This window comes from Corallococcus sp. AB032C (assembly GCF_003668935.1).
GTDB classification, from domain to species: domain Bacteria; phylum Myxococcota; class Myxococcia; order Myxococcales; family Myxococcaceae; genus Corallococcus; species Corallococcus exiguus.
Genome location: NZ_RAWP01000013.1, coordinates 87,119 through 107,104, shown reverse-complemented (window position 1 = coordinate 107,104; position 19,986 = coordinate 87,119). Strand labels below are relative to the sequence as shown.

The following is a 19,986-nucleotide window of genomic DNA, read 5'->3' as shown; positions in this document are numbered from 1 at the left end:
CCGTGCATGGCCGCCCCCGTTGTCTCGCATGGCCCCGCGGATGCCCCGGCCCGGGCGTCCCTTGAGGAGGGTCTGAAGCACAGTGCGCTCCGGCGCTGGGCGCTGCCGTGGTTGGTGGGCGGCTGGCTCGTGGCGAGCGCGCTGGGGCTGGGGCTCGTGTGGTCGCACGCGAATGCCGCGGGGCTCGCGGCCACGCCCCCTGTCCGGTTGCCGGAGCGCTTCACGCGGGCGCCGGGCGCGTGGACGTTGCTCGTCTTCCTCCACCCGCGGTGCCCGTGTTCCCGCGCGACGCTGTCGGAGCTGGCGAAGCTGCTGGACCGGCACGGCGCGCGGCTCTCCACGCACGTGTTCGTCTGGGCGCCGCGTGAAGCCCCGCCGGGCTTCGAGCGCTCGGAGCTGTGGGCGCGCGCCGTGGCCCTGCCTGGGGCGGAGGTGATGGCGGACGTGGACGGGCAGGTGGCGCGCGAGCTGGGCGCGCGCACCTCGGGACAGCTGGTCCTTTTTTCTCCGGACGGCGTGGAGCGCTTCGCCGGCGGCATCACCCCCACGCGGGGCCACGAAGGTGACAGCGCGGGCGGAAGGGCCCTCCGGGAGCTCCTGGACTCGGAGGCCTCCGGCCCCGTCACCGCGCCTGTCTTTGGCTGTGCCCTCGAAGCACCCCTCGCGCCCGCGGGTGATGACACGTGATGAGAATCCAGCTGTCTGAAGCAGTCGTGTCCGAGCGAGCGCGCCAGCTGTTTGATGCGCAGTGTCTGTCATTGGGCCGGCGGACGGACCGGACCTTCGTGGTCCTGATGGCGTTGCAGTGGCTGGGCGGCATCGCGGCGGCGGTGTACCTGTCGCCCCGGGCCTGGGAGGGATTGCAGAGCACGGTCCACTCCCACGTGGTGGCCGCGGTGGGGCTGGGCCTGCTCCTGGGCGGCCTGCCGGTGGCGCTCGCGCTCACGCGGCCCGGCCGAGCGTCCACGCGGCATGTCATCGCGGTGGGGCAGGCGCTGATGTCCGGGCTGCTCATCCACCTGATGGGCGGCCGCATCGAGACGCACTTCCACATCTTCGGCTCGCTGGCGCTGCTCTCCATCTACCGGGACTGGAAGGTGCTGCTCACCTTCAGCGGCGTGGTGGCGGCGGACCACTTCCTGCGCGGCCTGCTCTGGCCGGAATCCATCTTCGGCATGCACGCCCGCGAGTCCTGGCGGTGGATGGAGCACACCGCGTGGGTGGCGTTCGAGGACATCTTCCTCATCGCCTCCTGCGTGCAGGGCCAGCGCGACCTCCGGGAGTCCGCGCGGCGCGAGGCGCAGCTGGAGCTGTCCCGCACCGCGGTGGAGGAGCAGGTCGTCCGGCCGCTGATGGGCTCCGCGGACGCGCTGCGCGACTCCGTGCGGACGCTGACGGAGTCCACCGGCGAGCAGCGCCAGGAGCTCGCCCGTCAGGCTCGCGCGCTGGAGGAGACGCGGGTGACGGCGGAGGAGATCCGCCAGACGTCGCTCGTGGCCTCGGAGCAGGCGGCCCGGGTGCTGGGGGCCACGCAGCAGGCCGGGGACGTGGGCGCGGCGGTGGAGGAGGCCATCGGCCGGAGCGTGGAGGGGCTGGCGGACCTGCGCGCGCAGACGGCGGACCTCTCCGAGCGCATCCAGGGGCTCGCGGCGTACACGGAGCGCATCGCCGGCATCACCCGGACGGTGCAGGACCTGGCGGACCAGTCCAACGTGCTCGCCATCAACGCGGCCATCGAGGCGGCGAGGGCCGGGGAGGTGGGACGGGGCTTCGCGGTGGTGGCGCGGGAGATGCGGGGTCTGGCGTCCCAGTCCGTGACGGCCACGCAGCAGGTGCGCGCGGTGCTGGATGACACGCGCTCCCGAATCCATGGGGTGGTGGACCTCACCCGCCAGGGCGGCGAGCGCATGGGCCGGGGCATCGAGACCATCCGCGCCTCCGGCGAACGCCTGGCCATGCTGTCCGGGCTGGTGAAGGGCAACGCGGACGCCGTCCGCCAGATTTCGGCGTCGGTGAGCCAGCAGTCGGCGGGCGTGTCCCAGATCTTCACCGCCGTGTCGGACCTGACGGCGCTGATGCAGGCCTCGGTGGCCCGCGTGGAGGCCACCCACGCGGCGGCGGATCGCCTCCAGCAGGTCACCGACCAGGTCCACGGCGTCATCGCCCTGTATCAAGAGAGAACCTGAACGGTCACCGACACGCGGCCTTTCTTGGAGTACATGGACGCCATGAACTCCAGACTCCGTCGTTTTCTGTCGTTTTCCTCGGTTCCCCTCCTCCTGAGCTGCGGCGCTGCCGCGGTGTCGGACACGCCGGCCGAAGCGCTGGCGGTGCAGACGCAGGAGCTGGCCACGGGCACGCCCGCGGGCATCGGGGTGGTGATGTTCCTCAACGAGTACGCCCTGACCTTCAACGTGCTGGACACGCAGGTGCCGCTCAACGCGCTGGCGGCGCAGAGCATCATCAACTACCGCTTCGGGCCGGACGGCATCCCGCACACGGCGGATGACAAGCGCTTCGTCTCCGTCGAGCAGGTGGACGCGCTGCCCCAGGTGGGGCCCGCGGCGCTGGCGGCGTTGGAGGCGTACGCCCGGGGCACGGGCCGGGTGGAGCTGCCGGTGGATGGCTGGGTGGGCACGTTCCAGGGCGTGTCGTTCAACGTGTCGGAGGCGCGCCGGGCGCTGGCGGTGGTGAACACGCAGTCGCTGACGGCGCTGCAGTCCACGTACAACGTGCCCGCGGCGGCGGCGAACGCGATGGTGGCGGCGCGGCCCTTCTACGACATCCTGAAGCTGGGCCGGCTGCCGGCCGTGAACACGGTGGCGCTGCAGAACCTCAAGGCGGCCACGCAGCTGGGCGAGGAAGGCGACGCGTGCACGGGCGCGGGGACGTGCGGGACGAACCTCCACTGCGAGGGCAAGCCGTATGACGCCTCCAGCCTCTACGGCCGCTGTGTGACGACGCTGGCCATCCCGGGCGACCACGAGTCGTGCTCACGCTTCGTGCCGTGTCAGGAGGGGCTGGCGTGCCACGGCCTGGACTCGGGCGCGACGGAGGGCTGGTGCCGGCCGGCGTGGATGTCGGGCGAGTTCACGGCGTACGCGGACCTGACGCTGCAGGGCAACACGACGCCGCTGACGGCGACGCAGGCGGTGGTGGGCCTGGCGACGGTGCCGGAGGACATCACGGTGGAGCTGGACCTGGCGCACAACAACCCGTCCAAGCTGGTGCTCACGCTGGAGGATCCGGGCGGTGAGACGGCGCTCCTGTGGGACGGCCCCAACGAGGGCACGCCGCCCAAGCGCATCCCGGTGACGCGCGGCATCCCCCGCGACGGCACCATCAACGGCCTGTGGAAGCTGCACATCGTCAACCCGTCGGGCGTGGGCAACGGCAAGCTGCGCGAGTGGAAGCTGAAGCTCACCAGCCGCTGGGACTGACGCGCATCCTTCGAGTCCATCGAAGAATGATTTGACGCCCGCGAGCCTTGTCCTCGCGGGCGTTCAGAGGGACACGGGAAGCCACTGGAGGCTTCCCGATGCCCTCGCAGCCTGTAGACAACGCACGCCTCGCGCACGCCCTGGCCCGGGTGGGCCTGGGGATGAACATCGCGCTCCACGGCCTCTTCCGTCTGCCGCAGCTCACGGCGTTCGCGGCGGGCATGCGCGACTCCTTCGACAAGAGCCCGCTGCCGCCCGCGTGGGTGTACGCGGTGAGCCTGGCCATCCCGGTGGCGGAGGCGGTGGTGGGACTGCTGCTGCTCGTGGGCGTGGAGGTGCGGCGGGTGCTCGTGGCGGGGACGCTGCTGATGATGTTGCTCATTGGAGGCGCCTGCTCCGCGCAGAACTGGAACGCGGCGAGCATCCAGATGACCTACCTGGGCTTCTACGTCGTCCTCCTCGCCACCGTGCAATACGACCACCTCTCCGTGGATGCGTGGCGGCGGACCCGCGGCGCGGAATAGGGCTGTGCTATCACTGAGAGTCCCTCCACCCGGGAGCCTTTCGTGAAAGCACGTCTGTTGATGGTGTTCGCGTCGGTGTCGTTGGGATTGCTTGCCGCGTGCGGCAGCGTGGACGTGGATTCCACGTCGCTGGCGCAGAGCGAGTCCGAGCTCGGCTCAGAATGTCCCTGTGGGGGCGTGGGCCCGTGGAACTGTCTGCCGTGTGCCTTCATCTGCGGTGACGGCTTCTGTGACACCGCCAACGGTGAGTCCATCAACACCTGCGTCGAGGACTGCACGCCGCTGCCCTACTGTGGCGACGGCTGGTGCAACAACGGTGAGACCAACGCCACCTGCCCGTGGGACTGCGGCCCCGCTACGTATTGCGGTGATGGTCTGTGCAACGGAAGCGAGACGGTGGCCAGCTGCCTGTCGGACTGCGGCAGCCTGACGTGCGGGGATTACCTCTGCGAGGCCCACGAGATGGGCTGGTGCTTGGACTGCGGCCCCATCTGCACGGGGCCGAACTGCCCGCAGGTGCCGCAGGATCCGTAGCTCGGGGGCAATGCATTGGCGGTGCGGCGCGGGGAGGTGCTATCGCATGTGCCCATGCGATCACGCCTCGCGTTGCTCTTCCCACTGCTGCTCTGCGCATGTGCAAGCGGTCCGTCACCGCGCGCGGACGAAACCGGCGAGGATCACCTGCCGCGAAGGAGCCCCATGACTCCGGATGCCCCGTCCCTCAAGCGTGGTGAGGCGCTGTTGCGTCATGGCACCGGCAGCGACGCGGTCCTGCCGGCCGAGCCGGTCCCCAGTGCCCGGGAACTCGGAGCCCTCGCGGGGTTCGGCCAGACCTGGACGTCGTGCTCGGCCCGAGCCTCGGTCTACCTGTTCGATAGCTACGGCGAAGCAACCACAGCGGATGCGCGGCTGAGGAAACAGGTCCCCGAAGGGAAGCACGGTGCCGTGACGGTCAACGGAGACTGGCTGATATGGGCCACCGCCGATGCGACGGACGAGGCCGGACGCGACGTCATCGAGCGGGTGGTCTCCACCTTCGCGGGCGAGGAGTGAGGCCGTGAGTCATCAGGTGACAGGGATGAGTTCCCGCCGGAAGTGGGTCTTCATCGTCCTCGGCCTGATGGCCTGTTCGTGCTTGGGTGTGGTGGCGGTCAACACGGTCCGCAACTTCGTGCGCTTCGGCCAGCGTGCCCGCGCGGCGGAGTGCAAGTCGAACCTGAAAGCCTGGTACACGCTCCAGCGGCGCCACTTCCAGGACACGAAGACCTACGAGCCGGTCTTCGCGAAGGTGGGCTTCGCGCCCGAGCGGGACAACCGCTACGCATACTTCGCGGGCCGAGGACCGATGGAGGTTCGCGACCAGGAGCGGAGCGAGGTCCCCGATGGAGCGGTGTCCATCGGTGCGGATGCCTACCGGTTCACCTACTTGCGCCCCATCGACGTGGAGGCGCTTCATCCGTCATTGAGGGCCCGGCTCGGCGTCTCTGGCACATGCCCCGCATGCGACATCACCCTGGCGTGCGTGGGCAACACGGACGAAGACGCGACCCTGGATGTCTGGGTCCTCTCCACCGGACCGCTGGACCTCCAGGACGTGGACGGAGAGGCAGCGGAGCCCGGTGTCCCCGTGCAGCTCGTGGACGACACGAAGGACTGATCATGCGCGAACCATGATGAAGGCATGTGGGGCGGGTGACGCGGAGCGAGGGAGCACGCGTACGATGCTCACGCCCAGAAAGGCGGACCATGCATCGCACCTTCTTCTTCCTGCTGCTGCCGCTCACCTTCGGCTGTGCCACGACGCCCGCCACCCCTCGCGCCGCCGCGCCCGTGCAGGCGGCACCCGCGGAGAAGAAGGGCCTGCTTTCGCTGCAGGAGATCCTCCAACGCATGGAGGCTTCGCCCGTGAAGTACGAACTGGGCGAAAAGGACTCCCCGCCGGACGGATGGGCTGACACGCTCTGGCCCCAGCGGATACCTCCGCTGCCCTATGCGCGAGTCGTGAGGGAAGGGGGCTCGGCCACCCTCGCGCCGCCACACGAGACCCCCGAGTCAGAGCGCCTGCTCGCGGAGGCCGAGCCGCACTTCAAGGACAACCGCTTCGACGAAGCCGCGAAGTTCTACGCGCGCGCCACCGAGGCCTGTCCGACGTGCGCGAACGCCTGGATCTTCCGAGGCGACGCGGCGCTCTTCGCCGCCAGGCCAGAGGAGGCGCTCGGCTACTACCGCAAGGCCGCCGAGCTCAACCCCGACGACTATCGCGGGCACTTCTTCATGGGGCACGCGTTGTCGCGGCTGGGGCGGCGTGCCGAGGCCCGCGAGGCCTTCGCCTCCGCACTGGTGCTCAACCCTCGCCTGCCCACGCTGCGCACGCTGCTCAAGAAGTATCCCGGGTTCGGGCTCGTCATCACTCCAGACGTGGTGGTGCCGCGCGGCATGGCCGAGCGCACGGAGTCCGGCGTGGCGGCGATGTACGACGGTCACTACGGCACCGCGTGGCTCGCGTTCGCGGCGTGCAAGGCGCTGTGGCTGGGAGAACCCTCGCATCGCAAGGAGATGACGGGCAGCGACAGTGACACCCAATTCACCTCCACCGAGGAACTCGAGTGCCTGAGCGCCGCGCTCACGGGCTACGAGGTCGCGAAGGAACAGAAGGACGCGGACGCGGCGATTCCAGACAAGGGCCTGGAGCGCCTGGAGCACATCGCCGAGGCCGGCATGGTCGACATGCTCGTGCTCTTCGAACTCGCCTCGCGCGTCCATCCGCAAGCGACGTTGACGATGAGCGATGACGTGCGCCAGCGGCTGCGCGCCTACATCCTTGAGTTCGTCCTGCTGGAGCGCGACTGAAGCCCTGGAGTCATATTAGATTTGACTAATATGAGTGTGGACTGTAGTGACTCCGTGAACGGAGGAGGTCCACACATGCTTCACACCCTGATTGGCGCCCAGTTCCGCACCTGCGTTGAACGTGACTACGAAGGCAAGCCGGCCCATGTGGTCGTCGCGCAGCGCGTGTACCCCACGAACATCGAGGACCTGTGGGACGCGGTCACCAACGCCGAGCGCATCCCGCGTTGGTTCGCGCCCGTCGAGGGGCAGCTGCAGAAGGGCGGCCGCTATCAGATCAAGGGGAACGCGGGAGGCACCATCACCCGGTGTGACAAGCCCTCGGCGTTCGATCTGACCTGGGAGATGAACGGCGGCATGAGCTGGGTGACCCTCCGCCTGGCGTCGGAAGGGAAGGGCACGCGGCTGACGCTCGAGCACATCGTGCACTCGGCGGACGTGGAGCAGTTCTGGAGCCAGTTCGGTCCAGGCGCCACGGGCGTGGGCTGGGATTTGAGCTTCCTGGGCCTGGGCATGTACCTGGAGACGGGCAAGGACGTGGCCGCGGAGGCCGCCGCGTCCTGGGGGACTTCCGACGAGGCGAAGACCTTCATGCGCGCGAGCGCCCAGGCCTGGGCCGACGCCCACGTGGCGGGCGGAGAGGCGCCGGACGTGGCCCGAGGGATGGCCGAGCGCACGGCCGCGTTCTATACAGGGGGCTGATGCACGCCTTCGACGTCCTCGGCGATCCGGTCCGCCGCCGCATCCTGGAGCTGCTCGCGGAAGGCGAGCACGCTTCGGGCGAGGTCGTGGAAGTGATCCAGCGTGAGTTCGGCATCACGCAGTCCGCGGTCTCGCAGCACCTGAAGGTCCTGCGGGACAACGGCTTCGCGACGGTGCGGGTGGATGGCGCCCGGCGTCTGTATGCCGTGGACGCCGCGCCGCTGGCGGAGGTGGACGCCTGGTTGGACCGCTTCCGTGCGTTCTGGACGCCGAAGCTGGACGCCCTGGCTACAGAAGTCGCGCGGGGAAAGAAAAAGCGGGGCGAGTAGGCGGCAGGCGCTTCCACGGCCCACGCCGTGTCACTGGACGCGGCGCGCTGCCCTCGGCAGCGTCTGGCTCCGGCTCCCTTCCCCCTGGAGCCCAAGGAGTCCCAAGGATGAAGCTCAAGGCGCTCTGCATCGCCGTATCGCTGCTGGCCGTCCCGGGCGTGGCCACCGCGCAAGGCGCGCTGGATTCGCTCAAGAAGGCCGCGGGTGACGCCGGCAAGTCCACCGTGGAGAAGCGCGTCAACACGAAGCTCACGGACGAGGGCCGCAAGAACCAGTGCAGCTTCAAGACGGGCACCGCCGAGCTGGCCCCCGGCTGCGACGCGAAGCTCAAGAAGCTCACCAACGCCCTCGTGGACGCGAAGAAGCAGCTCGTCGCCGCCGGCGTCAAAAGCTACAAGTTCGAGGTCTCCGGCCACACCGACTCGACGGGTGACGCCGCGAAGAACAAGACGCTCAGCGAGCAGCGCGCGGAGGCCATCGTCAAGGAGCTCGTCGCGCGAGGCATCCCCCGCGGCGAAATCACCGCGGTAGGCCGTGGCTCCGAGCGCATGCTGGTGAAGCCGGACAACACCGAGGCGAAGAAGGCGCAGAACCGCCGCTACGAGCTCCAGGTCCGGCTGTAATCCCTCTCACGGTGTGACAGAGGGCGGCGGTCGTGGCGCCGCCCCCTCACTCAGGCCTTCACCACCTCGAGGATGCTGGTCCCGCTCTGGGTGGGGATGAGGCGCTGGACCTTCCAGCCGGTCGCGCTGAGCAGTGCCTGGAACTCGTTGTAGGTGCGCTCGCGCCCATTGGCGACCACCAGCATGTTGAGGTCCATCAGGTGGGTGATGTCGGGCGTCCGGTTGTCCGGAATCACCATCTCCACCACGAAGAGCCGGGCCGCTGCGGGGGCGGCCTCATGGAGCCGGCGCAGGAGGGTGGAGCAGGCGTCATCCTCCCAGTCGTGGAGGATGTGCTTGAGCAGGTAGGCCTCGGCTGCCGGCATGCCGGGCTCGAAGAAGTTCCCGGTCACCACGTCCACCCGGCTGGCGATGCCCCGGGACTCCAGGACGGGCTTCGCGCTTTCGGCGACCTGGGGCAGTTCGAAGAGGATGCCCCGGCAGGAGGGATGGGCGCGCAGCACCTGCGCCAGGAGGTCTCCGTGGCTGCCTCCAATGTCCGCCACGCGGGCGAAGGGGGAGAAGTCGACGTGCCGGGCCACCTGGCTGGCGACCATCTCGGACCAGTCCCCCATGGACCGGGCGAAGTGCTCCGCCTCGTCGGGGTTCTTGGCGAAGTGGGCCCAGATGTCGGAGCCCAGCGCGGCCTGGATGGGAGAGCTCCCGGTGCGAATCGCCTCGGGGAGGCGCCCCCAGGGCAGCCAATGGGACGGGCTGGCCTGGATGATGGCCAATTCCCTCAGGGAGCCCGGGACGTTCGAGCACAGCCCCTCGCCCATCGGCGTCAGGGCGAAGGTCCGCTCGGCGAAGGCCACGAAGATGCCCGTGGCGAGGCCGGCGCGCATCAGCCGGAACAAGGCGTCTGGGTGGACGCCCAGCTGGGTCGCCAGCGAATCACTGTCGCGGGCCCCTTCCTCGAGCAGGTCCGCGATTCCCAGGCGGGCCACGGTGCCAATGACCTGGGTGCGCCAGTAGCTGGTGATGGCCAGGTGGAGCTGCTGCGTGGGGGACGGACTCTCGCCAGGCATGTTTTCCATGGCGCGAGTCTAACGCCGGGATCCCCGGAGTAGGCTCTTTCCGTGGAAGGCGGATGCCAGGAAAGGTCGTGCGGAATGTCGGCGCAATACGATGACATTGGCGTGAAGGTGGCGGACTGGGATGTCCTCCCGGTGCGTTCGGAGTACATCGAAGGCCACACGTTCTTCAAAGCGCTCGGCTCCGTGAAGGGGCAGTCCGTCCTGGACCTGGCCTGTGGTGACGGGCTGTACACGCGGCAGTTCCAGGCGCGGGGAGCGCAGCGGGTGGCCGGCGTGGACATCTCGGAGGAGATGATTCGCGCAGCCCGGCAGCACGAAGCGGCCCAGCCCCTGGGAATCGAGTACCACGTATCGGACGTGGCCGACATGGCGCCGCTGGGTGTCTTTGATTGCGTGACGGCCGTCTATCTCCTGCACTACGCGAACTCGCCCGAACACCTGCTGCGCATGTGCCGGAACATCCACGCGCACCTGAAGCCCGGGGGCCGCTTCGTCACCTACACCTTCAACCCCGGGTTCAGCGCGAAGGGGCCCAACAGCACGCGCTATGGCATCACGATGTTGGACTTCCCGGAATCGCCCAGGGAAGGGCAGGGCATCTCCGCGCAGCTGCACACGAAGACGCCCTTCACCATCCACTTCTCCCACTGGAGCCGGGACACATACGAAAGCGCGCTGCGCGAGGCGGGCTTCCACCACCTTACCTGGATGCGCCCGGAATGCTCCCCCGAGGGCATTGCCAAGTATGGCCAGGAGTTCTGGCAGGACTACCTGGACAACCCGCACGCGGTCGCACTGCGCTGCGAGCGGTGAGCTTTCCCCTATCCTTGGGGCGCCTGATTCACGCCTCGGCTGAACCCTTTCACGCGACAACTACCTTGACGCTCACCGGAACCCACTCCGGCCTGAGCCGTTTCCCCGCCCTTGCGTCATGGGGGCGCAACTAGAACTCTCTTCATTCTATGATTCTCCGTGGAACCAGAAAAGGCGACATGCGCTCCGTCCGGATGGTGAAGCAGTTATGTGGGACCTAATCGCAGCTAGACCAGCCCGAGCGCACTTCACCTCGCACCTGGCGGTCGCAGCACTATTGCTTTCCTTTGGTTGTACCTCCGCCAATTCTCATAGAACAGGCCGGACGACGTTTGCCTTGGCGCAAGCTGAGTGCAACCAGACCGACTCTACTATTTCCTGTTGCCTCAAGAGACATCCGTACAGCCCTGAAAGTTGCGGAGCTGAAGCGCCTGTAAGACCGCCTCAACCGCCCATTCTCCTCCCGCCGCCGGGGGCTACGGGCCCCGCCAGGGCAGAAGAGTTACCAACACCAGCAGAGAGAGAACGCTGGCGATCAGAAATATGCGAGCCGCACTACAACAAGTGTGTAGACAAAGGAGGCGGAACAACGCCCGGCCGCGTCCACAACGAGACGCAATGTAAAGCCTGTTACGAATACTGCACGCGCAGAGGTTTTTGGCCCAGCTCTGCCAACGGGAAAAGGTGTCCAGGAGGATGAAGAACCGCCAGCCGCAGAAGACAGAACGCGAGCCCATTGGTGCACTGGAGAGCGGTAGGCTTCACCTCTCTTTGTCAAAGGCGACCTTCTCGGAGTTCGAACGCACATTTCTGGAACACCAGCGAGCATGGCTGCGCAAGGCGAAGACGCCGAAGGAGCAGCTTGTCATCAAGCGAAGGACGGCTGAAGACATTCTACTGGGCGCTTACGGGCGCGAGTGCACCTGGGCTGAATTCAGTCGCGCGTTGCGTCGCACTGAAAAAATGGGCTACGACAATCCAGGAAGGCGAGCACACATTGCGTGCTTGTTCGCATTGACCGTCAAGCAGTTTCCCAGCCAGTCCGAGAGGGCGCGGCGGAAGCTGGATGAAGCAGAGAGACACCTGCTCTTCCTGCGCAAAGCGCACCCTGTGCGGAAGGAAAACCTAAAAGACATTCAACGCATCCGGCGGATGGCCGGATGGGAGACAAGTGCTCCACAGGCGCGCTAGCACCTTGATGAAGAACCGGTGTTCCGACCACCAGTCGAATGACCGCGGCTGGGTGAGAAGTAGATGCCACGGTCGGCATCCAGGACCTTCTCCCAGACACTGCCGCCGTCCTTCTTCTTGAGTTCGCCCGCGCGGAAGGGGCGCGAGCTTCTTCACGCCCGCGCTCACCACGTGCGCAGTGCCTCGCGCTCGTGGTCCTGGAATGCCCTTTTCCTCAGCGCCCCTGGAACTTGGGCGGACGGCGCTCGGCGAAGGCGGAGAAGGCCTCCGTCAAATCCAGTGACTGGAGGAACGCCGAGTTCCACACCGCCACGTAACGCAGCCCGTCCGCGATGGACTTGTCCGCGCAGTACTCCATCACCTGCTTGGCGCCCTGAACGACGAGCGGCGGATTGTCCGCGATGCGCCTCGCCGTCGCCCGCGCCTCCGTGAGCAGGGCCTCGGGGGAGGGGAAGACCTCGTTGACCAGGCCCATGCGCAGCGCGCGCGCCGCGTCCACGTCGCCGCCGGTGTAGGCCAGCTCCCGCGTGTTCCCTTCGCCAATGATGCGCGGCAACCGCTGCAGCGCGCCCAGGTCCGCGACGATGCCGACCTTCACCTCGCGCAGGGAGAACTTCGCCTCCTGCGAGCAGTACCGGAAGTCACACGCGGCGATGAGGTCCATGCCCCCGCCAATGCACCAGCCATGCACCGCGGCGATGACGGGCTTCCTACACCGGGCCATTCCCTCCGTGGCCTGCTGCATCTCCCCAATCAGCTTGAGCAGCCGGCTGCGCTCCAGCGCCAGGTTGCTCTCGCCGGTGAGCAGCGGCCCCAGGGACTCCATCATCCCCATCAGGTCCAGGCCGTAGGTGAAGTTCTGCCCCTCACCGCGCACCAGCAGCACGCGCACGTCGTCGTCGGCGTCCAGCGCTCGGAGCGCCTCGGGCATCTCCCGCCAGAAGTCGGGGCCCATGGCGTTGCCCTTGCCCGGGCCGGTGAGCACCAGCTCGGCGATGCCGTCGGCCTTCTCGATGCGCAGTGACTTGTACGTGCCGTCCATCCGTTCCCTCCCAGCGAAGTGAGCGGACGGCACTTGAGCAGATGCCGCTCAGGCGGGCCAGAACCGGTGGCACTCCGCGCTCCATTCGGCATGGCGGGCGCGGCCGGACATCCAGGTCTTGTAGCGGTACTCATGGCGGCTGCGCTTCTGGAAGTAGAAGGACCAGCGCCCCGACTCCCGCACCCCGAACACGGTGCCGAACTGCATCAGCTCGTCCTGGTCCACCTTCCAGAACGACCGGAAGCCATGCGTGCCCACGTCGTACCAGGAGGCGCCGCTCACGCCGCGCTCGTATTCGAGCTGGGCCGTGCCCGCCGTGCTCAGCATGCCGGGCATGTAGTCATGCATCGACGCGGAGGCCGACGACTGCTGGCTGCCGCCCAGGGTCCTCCGGGCTGCGTTGAAGCGAGCCTCCATGACCTGCACCTTCGCCTGATACCTCGCCGCGTCGTTGGGGGCGTTCGCTCCCGCCGAGTTCGCGTTCAGGTGGTACACCGTCGGCGAGGCGGGGTCTCCGGTGACGAAGATGGAGCACCCCTGGAGGGCGGCGGTGACGAAGTAGTTCGCGTGCGAGCCCAGCCGCACGCAGTGGGTGCTGTCGAAGCCCCAGTGCAGGTAATAGACGTCGAAGGACTGCGCCACCACCGGGCCGCCCACCACCAGGGCCAGCAGGTTGTGGTCCCCGTTGAACATGACGCCGGTGCCCGGCTCGGTGATGGGGTTCGTGTTCTCCGACAGGTCGACGGCCTCGTGCAGCGCCCCGCTGAGCACGCAGCCCTGCGTGTCGTAGACCGTGGCCTCCAGCCCGTGCGGGTCCAGGTTGCGCTCGTGCATCAGGCGCTTCAACCCGACGAGCGAGCGCTGCTGGGACGGCGGCGCCGGCACCGTGAGGGACGGGAAGACGGCCTGTGTCGAGGCCTTCTTCACCAGATCCTGCGGCTTGTAGAGGGGAACGAGCGCCAGGGGCCATCTCCGGGTTGGGGGCCGCGCGAGCATAGCGCCATCGGCGTCAGGGCACGTCCATGGCCGTGGGATCCGCCTTCCAGCGCTGGAGCTGTTCCTTGGAGGGAAAGCCCGTTACGCGGTAGCGCTCCGGGTACACGCCCAGCTCGGGCATCAGCAGCGTTCCGGCGTCGCGCACCACGAGGTCCCAGCGGACCGCGGCCACCGGGGGCGCGTCCGGGCCCAGCGTCGCGTCCACGAAGAGGATGACGTCCGCTCGCGGGAGCAGCGACTCGCCTTCGTTGGACCAGACGGTCTGACCGAAGTAGCGACCCCGGGCGTCCTTCTCCGGGAGGAGGCTGGCGACGAAGACATCGCTGTGCTCCTGCTCCTGTTGTTTCCGGAGCCTGTCGGTCTGGTCCTGGTAGCCGCGCACCTTGCTGGTGAACGCGAGGTTCTCCAGGATGCTCCGCGCCGGGCTCTTGGGTCCGGGGAGGAAGGGCTTCCATCCGTCGGCGGTGAGGCGCAGCGCGCTCCCGTCCACTGGGCGCGGCGCCTGGACGCCCTCCAGCGCGGCCTCCGCCAACGTGAGCAGGCCCGTGGCGTCGTCGGCGCCGGTGATGAGCACCGTGTCCCGGTTGGGGACGACCACCACCGGATCGCCCTTCACCTCGCAGCCGCGCACCAAGTCGTCCAGCAGCAGCCGTGAGGCACCGTAGCTGTCGTTCGTGAAGATGGCGCAGACGCCCAGGGTCAGGTGCCGGAGCGGCACGGCCTCCATCCGTCGCAGGTTGGCCATCGCATCCGCGCGGGCCTGCTCGTAGGAAACGCCCCAGCGCGCCAGCTCCTCCGTGGGCACGTAGCGCATGGCGTCCGGAGTGTCCTGGACGATCGCCTCCGCCAGCACCTCGCCCACCGGCCGCCAGGACACCGGCGAGGACGCACCGGCCTGCTGGGAGACTGCCTCGAAGGTGTCGCGGGCGCGCACCACGAGCATCAGCAGGGGACGCGCCTGTTCGTAGGTGGCCGCGGCCTCCGGGAGCACGCCTGCCCGCCCCAACCGGGCGAGCACCTCGCCGCGCCGCTCGGGCGGGGTGGCTTGGTACTCGCGGTAGAAGTTCGCGAGGAAGAGGGACATCCCCAGACCGCCGTCCGGGGCGAAGCGTTGGATGAGGAATTGCTCCGGGTCGTACTTCAGCTCGCCCGTGGGGTCCGCCGCGCGGAGGGCCGCCAGGGCCAACTGGACGTACTCATCCCGGTCGCTCCGCGCCGAAGACAGCGTTTCATGAACCTCAGGCGAGCCGTTGGCGAGGACCAGCGCGGCGACGAGCACCAGGGCCGACACACCGAAGCCGGCCACCTTCCACTGCGTGTTGCGTGACATGGGCCCGGCAGCAGACACCCGCCGGGCCGCATCGCGCAACCACGCCGCTCCGGCAGCCTCCCTACGCCGTCCGCGAGCGGCGGCGGCGCAGCAACAGGGCCAGGGGCAGGAAGCCCCAGAGAGGCGCGCCCGTGGACGAGCACCCGCAGCCCGAGTCCTCGGGCTCCTCCGGGGAGCCCGTGCCCGCATCGACCGTCATGCCCGCGTCCGGCCGCGTGCCGCCGTCAATGCCTGCATCCATACCCGCGTCCGTGCCCGCGTCGCTGCCACCATCCGTGTCGCCGCCGCCACCGTCGGTGCCGGCATCCACGCCGCTGTCCAGGCCCGCGTCGCCGCTGCCGGCGTCCAGCTTGTTGTCCTCCGGCGTGATGCTCAGCACCCGCCCGTGCACGCGGGTCACGTACAGGCCGGGAGCCGAGTCGAATCGCTGGTAGACGATGACCGCCTTGTGGGGCGCGAGCAGGGAGATGCCCGCCGCGTTCGTGTTGTCCTGAGCGCGCCACACCTCCAGCGGCGCGGGCGTCAACACCGTCCCATCCAGCGACACGCGCGCCAGCTTGAGACCCATGAATGCATCCGACCCCTGCTGCCAGAGGACGGTGAAGCCGGAGCCGTCGAACATCGGCTGCGCGAAGCGCTTCAGCGAATTGCCCGCGACGACGCGCTTTCCTTCCGGGTCCTTCAGCGTGCCGTCATTCGCCACGCGCGCGGCGCGGATCTCCGTCCAGCCCCCTCCGTTGCGGTAGTCCGACCAGGTGACCAGGAAGTCGCCATGCGCGGCGACGTCCGGCTCGTACTGGGTGGAACTCGCGGCGGAGATGATCCGCGGTGTCGCGTCCACCAGTTGCCCGGTGGGGCTCACCCGGGCGGCATGGATGTCGTAATCGCCGTTGTAGTTCGTCCACACGACCAGGAAGTGGGTGCCATTGAAGGCCACCTTCGGCTGGAGCTGCGTCTGGGCGGTGGAGGCAGGCCGGGGAAGCGGGATGGGGCTCGACACCGAGCCGTCCTCGCGAACCATCACCCCGGTGATGCGGCGGCTCGCCGTCTCCCAGACGACGAAGAAGGTGTTCCCGGCGCTGGCGACGGAGGCGGGGCCGGTATTGGTGTCCGTGGCGAGCGCGAGGGGCTGCGCATCAATGAGCGTTCCGTCCGCCCGCACCCGCTGGGCCTTGACGTCATAGCTGGAGCCCCCCTCGCCCCAGGCCACCAGGTACACGCCGTCGCCAGCGCTCACCTTCGGACTGACCACGTACGTCGGGGAGGGGAGGACCCGCACGTCGCCCATGGGCTGCCCGTCGGCGTTCAGCGGCTGGATCCGGATGCTGGCGGTGCTCGCGGCCTCCTCGCCCAGCTGATCCCTCCACGCCACGAGCCCGGTGCCTCCCGAGGAGGCCACGCTCGGCACGTCCTGGAAGTTGGCGCCCCAGGCCAGATAGCGGCCCTCTCCATCCACCACGGTGCCGTTCGTCTCGAAGCGTCCGGACTTGAGGCCGAACGAGCCGACGTACTCGGTCCACACCGCGCGCAGCCGCGTGCCGTCGAAGAAGAGATCATGCAGCGCCTTCTGCCCCGAGTGGGTGAAGAGGGGCACCCGCGCGGTGTCCTTCACCACGCCGTCCTTGCCGAAGCGCACCCCGTAGAAGCGCTCGTCGAAGGAGCCGGTCGCGGCGCGCCAGGTGACCCAGGTCTGCGTCCCGTCGAAGGCGATGGCCGGGCCCTGCTTGTAGTCGTAGCTGGCGGGCGTGATGCGCACCCCGGTGCCGTCCAGCGGCGCACCCGCCAGGCTCACCCGTCCCCCATAGAAGTCGCCGTAGTTGGAGGGGTCTCGGCCGTCGCTCCACACCACCTGGTAGTTCGTCCCGTCGAAGAGGGCCCGGGGACTGCCCTGGTAGCTCGAGGCGACGACGCTCACCGGGATGCCCGCGGCGTCCAGCACCTCGCCGGAGAGCGCCACCCGCGTGGCATAGAGGTCCCACTCGCTGGTCTCGCCCACCTGGTGGCGGCCATCCCCCCATGCCACGAGGAACCCATCCGGACCGCCCGCGACGGTGGGGTTCGCCTGATTGCCGGACGCCGAGACGAACACCCGCGGGGTGGGATCCAGCACGGTGCCGTCGTCGCGGATGCGGGCCCCGAGGATGTCGTGGTCGTAGACGCTGCGGGTCCCGCGCTGCCACACCACCAGGCTCACCCCTCCGGACGAGGCCACAATCGGTGCCTCCTCCCACTCACCGTCGATTTCTGGGATGGGGGCGGAGATGCGGAAGCCATCAGGCGGAGTGGTGACGGTGCCGTCGGGGCTCACCCTCGCGCCGTAGATGGCGTAGTTGCGGTTGTCCCGGTAGTCCTGCCACACGACGAGGAACTGCTTGCCGTCCCATGTCACCGCGGGCGCTTCCTGTCCGTAGGGCGCGGTGCACAGGGGGATGCCGGCCGGGTCCAGCACGTTGCCTTCCGCGTCGATGCGCGCGGCATGGATTTCCGGGCCGGTGCCATCGAAGGTGCTGTTCTCCCCGCGCCGCTCGTCGCCCCACACAAGCAGCGTGACGCCGCCACCGGTCGCGGCGCGTGGCGCCCGGACGTTGGCCAGCAACCGCCCGTACCGGGGCGACTCCAGCGAGAACTCGTTGGACAGCTCCGTCGCCCCCACCACCGAAGCCCACAGCCACATCACCAGCACGGCACGCATCGACACCATCCCCCGGAAGAGGCCGGCATCATTCCCAATTCGCCCCCCAGCGCGCCATCTCAGGGCTCGTTGAAGATGAGCAGTCCCCGTGATGTGTCCACGACGTACACGTGGCCGTCTCCGGGAACGCGGATGCCAATGGCTCCTTCGAGCAGGTCATCGCGCCGGTGAATGTCGGACTCACGGAACGTATTGAAATGGGCGATTTCGCGCGGCTGTGGGGGAACGGAGACGTCCAGCACGCGCAGTCCTTCCTGGTACCAGGCGATGTAGAGCCGCGTGCCCCTGAGGATCATGTTGTGGATGGAGGTCTGCGGCCGCAGCTTGTAGCGCCCCATGAGCTGGATGTTCGTGGGGTCCGTGACGTCCAGCACGCGCAGGTGGGCGCCCTGGTACTCGCCTCCCTCGAATGCGACGGTCTTCCCCGCGAAGGTGCCCACCGCGCTCGCGTGACTCGTCGAGAAGCTGTTGTCGGTCTCGAACGTGTAGTGGCCCAGCTCCAGCGGGCTCATCGGGTCCTTCACGTCGAAGACGACGTAGCCCGCGCTGAAGTGGTTGACGTAGAGCCGGTCCTGGTAGGCGAAGGAGTCATGCGCCGAGGGAAACGCGGACTCCGTGTCGGCGGCGGTGAAGCGATTGAGCAGGACGGGTTGAAGCGGCGTGGAGATGTCGAAGACCAGCGTCTCGCCGGTGGGCGCGGGACCTGGCGACACGGCGTACAGCCGGTTGCCGTCCACGAACATCGTGTGGACATCGATGGGGCCGCGGCCGGGCACGCTGCGCACGAAGGTCGGGTCCTCGGGGTGGGTGATGTCGAAGACGATGACGCCCGAGCTCTTGCTGGCGATGTAGAGCGCGTCGTCCTTGGCCCAGGCCGCATTCCAGTACGAGTCTCCCGGGAGGGTGATCCGCTTCGTGATGACGGGATGGCTCGGGTCCCGGACGTCAATCACCGCGAGCCCTCCCGGGGCCTGCGTGAGCGGGTCGTCAATGGAGACGACGTAGGCGTGGCCCCGGTGGACATACACATCCACCGGGCGCACCGCCTGGACATGGGTCTCGGAGAGGAGTCGCAGCCCTCCCGAGGATTCAGCCTCGCCCCGCGCCCAGGTCATCCGCGCGGCTTCGAAGGTGCCGGAGGTGGCGACCTTGCCATCGGTGCAGCGGGCGAAGCAGCCCGTCACCAGCCCGGGCGCGGTGATGCCGCAGCCCGCGAAGACCAGGTTCCGGACGGTGTCCCGGAAGGTGTACTGCGCGGAGAAGCGGAAGCCTCCCTGGAGTTGCTGCCGCGTGACCGGAGCGCTCCGCATCATCGGGAGGTAGTTCATGGTCGCGGTGCCGCCCTCCTCGGGGACCCGGATGCCGGCGAAGTCCGCGAAGCCCGAGGCGTGGCGCATGTCCACCTGGTAGATGCCATGCGGCTCCAAGGTGGCGAGCGAGGCGGTGTCACACTTCGACAGGTCGAAGAGGGACGGGTCGTCGCAGTCGACGACGGTCCCCGGAGGCGGTGTGAACGCGCAGGGGGCGTACTCGCCCCGGTCGACCCAGTCCGACGGGTCGACCAGGGGCGTGTAGGTCCCGTCCCAGGGTTCCTCGGGAGGAGGCGGCGGGGGCCCGGATGTGTCGGAGCAGGAGGACGACAGCAGGGCACAACCGAGGATGACTGCACGCAGGGCAGGGGACTCGAGGGCCATGCCAGGGAGTGTATAGCTTTGCGCCGGGTGAGAGGGATTCGCTCCCTGCCTGCGTGGCCCGAGCGTTCAGTGGACAGACAATCCGGCGTCAATCCGTCATCAGCACCATCAGCACTTCCGTCAGGGACCGCGCCTCGGCGTGATTCGGGTTCAGCCGCAATGCCTCATCGACCATCACCTGGGACTCCCCCAGCCGGCCCTCCTCCTTGAGGTGCGCGGCGTAGGCGTAGAAGGCGTCCGCCGAGTTCGGCTCCTTCGCGATGCGGTCCAGGAGGGGCTTCTCCTCGGCGTCAGGCGGCAGGAAGGCCGAATCGGGAGGGCAGGGGTTGCCGTACTGGCCCTTGATGCTCTTGGAGTACGCACCCGGCGCGTGTGCCTTCACCGCCTTCATCAGCTTCTTGATGTCCGTGTCGCCGCCCTTGGGGCACAGGCCGAGGACGGCGATGTACAGCCCCTTGTTGAGGCCGGGATATTCATCTGACTTCGACACGCCCGGGAACCCGGTGGTCGACAGGCGGACCCAGAGCACCTTGGGCTTCAGCTTGTCGAGCGCGGCCTGGGCTTCGGCTTCGGTCTTCCCTCCGCCGACGATGACGATGTCATAGGGCCGCGGCTTGGGCTCCTTGGCCAAAGCCGTGAAGGGAAGACAGACGCTGAGGAGGAGCAGGAGTCGTGAGGTCATCC

The 19,986-nt window shown here is 68.4% G+C and carries 20 protein-coding genes; 13 read left to right on the top strand and 7 right to left on the bottom strand.

All coding sequences use genetic code 11. The annotated features are described in order from the left end of the window. Positions 1-6 precede the first annotated feature (6 nt). The 11 genes from D7X99_RS08360 (at position 7) to D7X99_RS08310 (ending at position 8,468) form a co-directional block, all read left to right on the top strand. A complete protein-coding gene (locus D7X99_RS08360) occupies positions 7-687 on the top strand; it encodes a RedB protein (RefSeq protein WP_121777299.1) in 681 nt (226 codons plus the stop codon). Further along, positions 687-2,186: a methyl-accepting chemotaxis protein gene (locus D7X99_RS08355; RefSeq protein ID WP_121777298.1), complete on the top strand. Its 1,500-nt coding sequence runs from the start codon at positions 687-689 to the stop codon at positions 2,184-2,186. The genes D7X99_RS08360 and D7X99_RS08355 overlap by 1 nt, the downstream gene beginning before the upstream one ends. Before the next feature lie 42 nt (positions 2,187-2,228). Further along, a complete protein-coding gene (locus D7X99_RS08350; RefSeq protein ID WP_121777320.1) occupies positions 2,229-3,440 on the top strand; it encodes a proprotein convertase P-domain-containing protein in 1,212 nt (403 codons plus the stop codon). Positions 3,441-3,538: 98 nt separating this feature from the next. Next, the gene (locus tag D7X99_RS08345; protein ID WP_121777297.1) at positions 3,539-3,964 is read left to right on the top strand and encodes a MauE/DoxX family redox-associated membrane protein; all 426 of its coding nucleotides are present in this window, start codon (positions 3,539-3,541) and stop codon (positions 3,962-3,964) included. 42 nt (positions 3,965-4,006) lie between these two features. Next, the gene (locus tag D7X99_RS08340) at positions 4,007-4,498 is read left to right on the top strand and encodes a tenascin-X (RefSeq protein WP_121777296.1); all 492 of its coding nucleotides are present in this window, start codon (positions 4,007-4,009) and stop codon (positions 4,496-4,498) included. Positions 4,499-4,663: 165 nt separating this feature from the next. Further along, positions 4,664-5,017, top strand: coding sequence for a hypothetical protein (locus D7X99_RS08335; protein WP_121777295.1), 354 nt, complete (start codon positions 4,664-4,666; stop codon positions 5,015-5,017). 25 nt (positions 5,018-5,042) lie between these two features. Then, a complete protein-coding gene (locus D7X99_RS08330) occupies positions 5,043-5,621 on the top strand; it encodes a fimbrial protein (RefSeq protein WP_158626955.1) in 579 nt (192 codons plus the stop codon). Between the two features lie 89 nt (positions 5,622-5,710). Then, a complete protein-coding gene (locus tag D7X99_RS08325) occupies positions 5,711-6,814 on the top strand; it encodes a tetratricopeptide repeat protein (protein WP_121777293.1) in 1,104 nt (367 codons plus the stop codon). A 75-nt stretch (positions 6,815-6,889) separates the two neighbouring features. Then, complete coding sequence (locus D7X99_RS08320) at positions 6,890-7,516, top strand: SRPBCC family protein (protein ID WP_121777292.1); 627 nt, start codon at positions 6,890-6,892, stop codon at positions 7,514-7,516. Then, positions 7,516-7,845 carry a helix-turn-helix transcriptional regulator gene (locus tag D7X99_RS08315; RefSeq protein WP_120565854.1) on the top strand — a complete coding sequence of 110 codons (330 nt, stop codon included), beginning with the start codon at positions 7,516-7,518 and terminating at the stop codon, positions 7,843-7,845. Before D7X99_RS08320 ends, D7X99_RS08315 begins: the two co-directional genes overlap by 1 nt. A 107-nt stretch (positions 7,846-7,952) precedes the next feature. Next, complete coding sequence (locus D7X99_RS08310) at positions 7,953-8,468, top strand: OmpA family protein (protein ID WP_121777291.1); 516 nt, start codon at positions 7,953-7,955, stop codon at positions 8,466-8,468. Between the two features lie 50 nt (positions 8,469-8,518). On the opposite strand, the gene D7X99_RS08305 is transcribed toward D7X99_RS08310, so the two are convergent. Then, on the bottom strand, positions 8,519-9,544 hold the full coding sequence (locus D7X99_RS08305) for a methyltransferase (RefSeq protein WP_121777290.1): 1,026 nt from the start codon (positions 9,542-9,544) through the stop codon (positions 8,519-8,521). Positions 9,545-9,619: 75 nt separating this feature from the next. Here D7X99_RS08305 and D7X99_RS08300 point away from each other — a divergent pair, with 75 nt between their 5' ends. Both D7X99_RS08300 and D7X99_RS08295 read left to right on the top strand, forming a co-directional pair. Continuing rightward, positions 9,620-10,357, top strand: coding sequence for a class I SAM-dependent methyltransferase (locus D7X99_RS08300; RefSeq protein WP_121777289.1), 738 nt, complete (start codon positions 9,620-9,622; stop codon positions 10,355-10,357). A 696-nt stretch (positions 10,358-11,053) separates the two neighbouring features. Continuing rightward, the gene (locus D7X99_RS08295) at positions 11,054-11,548 is read left to right on the top strand and encodes a hypothetical protein (protein WP_121777288.1); all 495 of its coding nucleotides are present in this window, start codon (positions 11,054-11,056) and stop codon (positions 11,546-11,548) included. A gap of 214 nt (positions 11,549-11,762) precedes the next feature. Here the strand turns inward: D7X99_RS08295 and D7X99_RS08285 are convergent, their stop codons facing one another. From D7X99_RS08285 to D7X99_RS08260, 6 genes are all read right to left on the bottom strand, one after another. After that, a complete protein-coding gene (locus D7X99_RS08285; protein ID WP_120596603.1) occupies positions 11,763-12,590 on the bottom strand; it encodes a crotonase/enoyl-CoA hydratase family protein in 828 nt (275 codons plus the stop codon). Positions 12,591-12,638: 48 nt separating this feature from the next. Further along, positions 12,639-13,517 carry a hypothetical protein gene (locus D7X99_RS08280; protein WP_147476075.1) on the bottom strand — a complete coding sequence of 293 codons (879 nt, stop codon included), beginning with the start codon at positions 13,515-13,517 and terminating at the stop codon, positions 12,639-12,641. An 82-nt stretch (positions 13,518-13,599) separates the two neighbouring features. Further along, a complete protein-coding gene (locus D7X99_RS08275; protein WP_121777286.1) occupies positions 13,600-14,916 on the bottom strand; it encodes a hypothetical protein in 1,317 nt (438 codons plus the stop codon). A gap of 61 nt (positions 14,917-14,977) precedes the next feature. Further along, positions 14,978-17,608: an MYXO-CTERM sorting domain-containing protein gene (locus D7X99_RS08270; protein ID WP_147476074.1), complete on the bottom strand. Its 2,631-nt coding sequence runs from the start codon at positions 17,606-17,608 to the stop codon at positions 14,978-14,980. 59 nt (positions 17,609-17,667) lie between these two features. Continuing rightward, a complete protein-coding gene (locus D7X99_RS08265; RefSeq protein ID WP_121777284.1) occupies positions 17,668-19,302 on the bottom strand; it encodes an LVIVD repeat-containing protein in 1,635 nt (544 codons plus the stop codon). 88 nt (positions 19,303-19,390) lie between these two features. Beyond that, positions 19,391-19,984 carry a hypothetical protein gene (locus tag D7X99_RS08260; RefSeq protein WP_121777283.1) on the bottom strand — a complete coding sequence of 198 codons (594 nt, stop codon included), beginning with the start codon at positions 19,982-19,984 and terminating at the stop codon, positions 19,391-19,393. Positions 19,985-19,986: the final 2 nt, after the last annotated feature.

Excerpts from the sequence above, each read along its gene's own strand:
- D7X99_RS08285 (WP_120596603.1), bottom strand. The coding sequence starts at position 12,590 with ATGGACGGCACGTACAAGTCACTGCGCATCGAGAAGGCCGACGGCATC.
- D7X99_RS08275 (WP_121777286.1), bottom strand. The coding sequence starts at position 14,916 with ATGTCACGCAACACGCAGTGGAAGGTGGCCGGCTTCGGTGTGTCGGCC.
- D7X99_RS08345 (WP_121777297.1), top strand. The coding sequence starts at position 3,539 with ATGCCCTCGCAGCCTGTAGACAACGCACGCCTCGCGCACGCCCTGGCC.
- D7X99_RS08265 (WP_121777284.1), bottom strand. The coding sequence starts at position 19,302 with ATGGCCCTCGAGTCCCCTGCCCTGCGTGCAGTCATCCTCGGTTGTGCC.
- D7X99_RS08325 (WP_121777293.1), top strand. The coding sequence starts at position 5,711 with ATGCATCGCACCTTCTTCTTCCTGCTGCTGCCGCTCACCTTCGGCTGT.
- D7X99_RS08330 (WP_158626955.1), top strand. The coding sequence starts at position 5,043 with ATGAGTTCCCGCCGGAAGTGGGTCTTCATCGTCCTCGGCCTGATGGCC.
- D7X99_RS08315 (WP_120565854.1), top strand. The coding sequence starts at position 7,516 with ATGCACGCCTTCGACGTCCTCGGCGATCCGGTCCGCCGCCGCATCCTG.
- D7X99_RS08310 (WP_121777291.1), top strand. The coding sequence starts at position 7,953 with ATGAAGCTCAAGGCGCTCTGCATCGCCGTATCGCTGCTGGCCGTCCCG.
- D7X99_RS08350 (WP_121777320.1), top strand. The coding sequence starts at position 2,229 with ATGAACTCCAGACTCCGTCGTTTTCTGTCGTTTTCCTCGGTTCCCCTC.
- D7X99_RS08260 (WP_121777283.1), bottom strand. The coding sequence starts at position 19,984 with ATGACCTCACGACTCCTGCTCCTCCTCAGCGTCTGTCTTCCCTTCACG.
- D7X99_RS08270 (WP_147476074.1), bottom strand. The coding sequence starts at position 17,608 with ATGCGTGCCGTGCTGGTGATGTGGCTGTGGGCTTCGGTGGTGGGGGCG.
- D7X99_RS08295 (WP_121777288.1), top strand. The coding sequence starts at position 11,054 with ATGAAGAACCGCCAGCCGCAGAAGACAGAACGCGAGCCCATTGGTGCA.
- D7X99_RS08335 (WP_121777295.1), top strand. The coding sequence starts at position 4,664 with ATGACTCCGGATGCCCCGTCCCTCAAGCGTGGTGAGGCGCTGTTGCGT.
- D7X99_RS08360 (WP_121777299.1), top strand. The coding sequence starts at position 7 with ATGGCCGCCCCCGTTGTCTCGCATGGCCCCGCGGATGCCCCGGCCCGG.
- D7X99_RS08355 (WP_121777298.1), top strand. The coding sequence starts at position 687 with ATGAGAATCCAGCTGTCTGAAGCAGTCGTGTCCGAGCGAGCGCGCCAG.
- D7X99_RS08305 (WP_121777290.1), bottom strand. The coding sequence starts at position 9,544 with ATGGAAAACATGCCTGGCGAGAGTCCGTCCCCCACGCAGCAGCTCCAC.
- D7X99_RS08320 (WP_121777292.1), top strand. The coding sequence starts at position 6,890 with ATGCTTCACACCCTGATTGGCGCCCAGTTCCGCACCTGCGTTGAACGT.
- D7X99_RS08300 (WP_121777289.1), top strand. The coding sequence starts at position 9,620 with ATGTCGGCGCAATACGATGACATTGGCGTGAAGGTGGCGGACTGGGAT.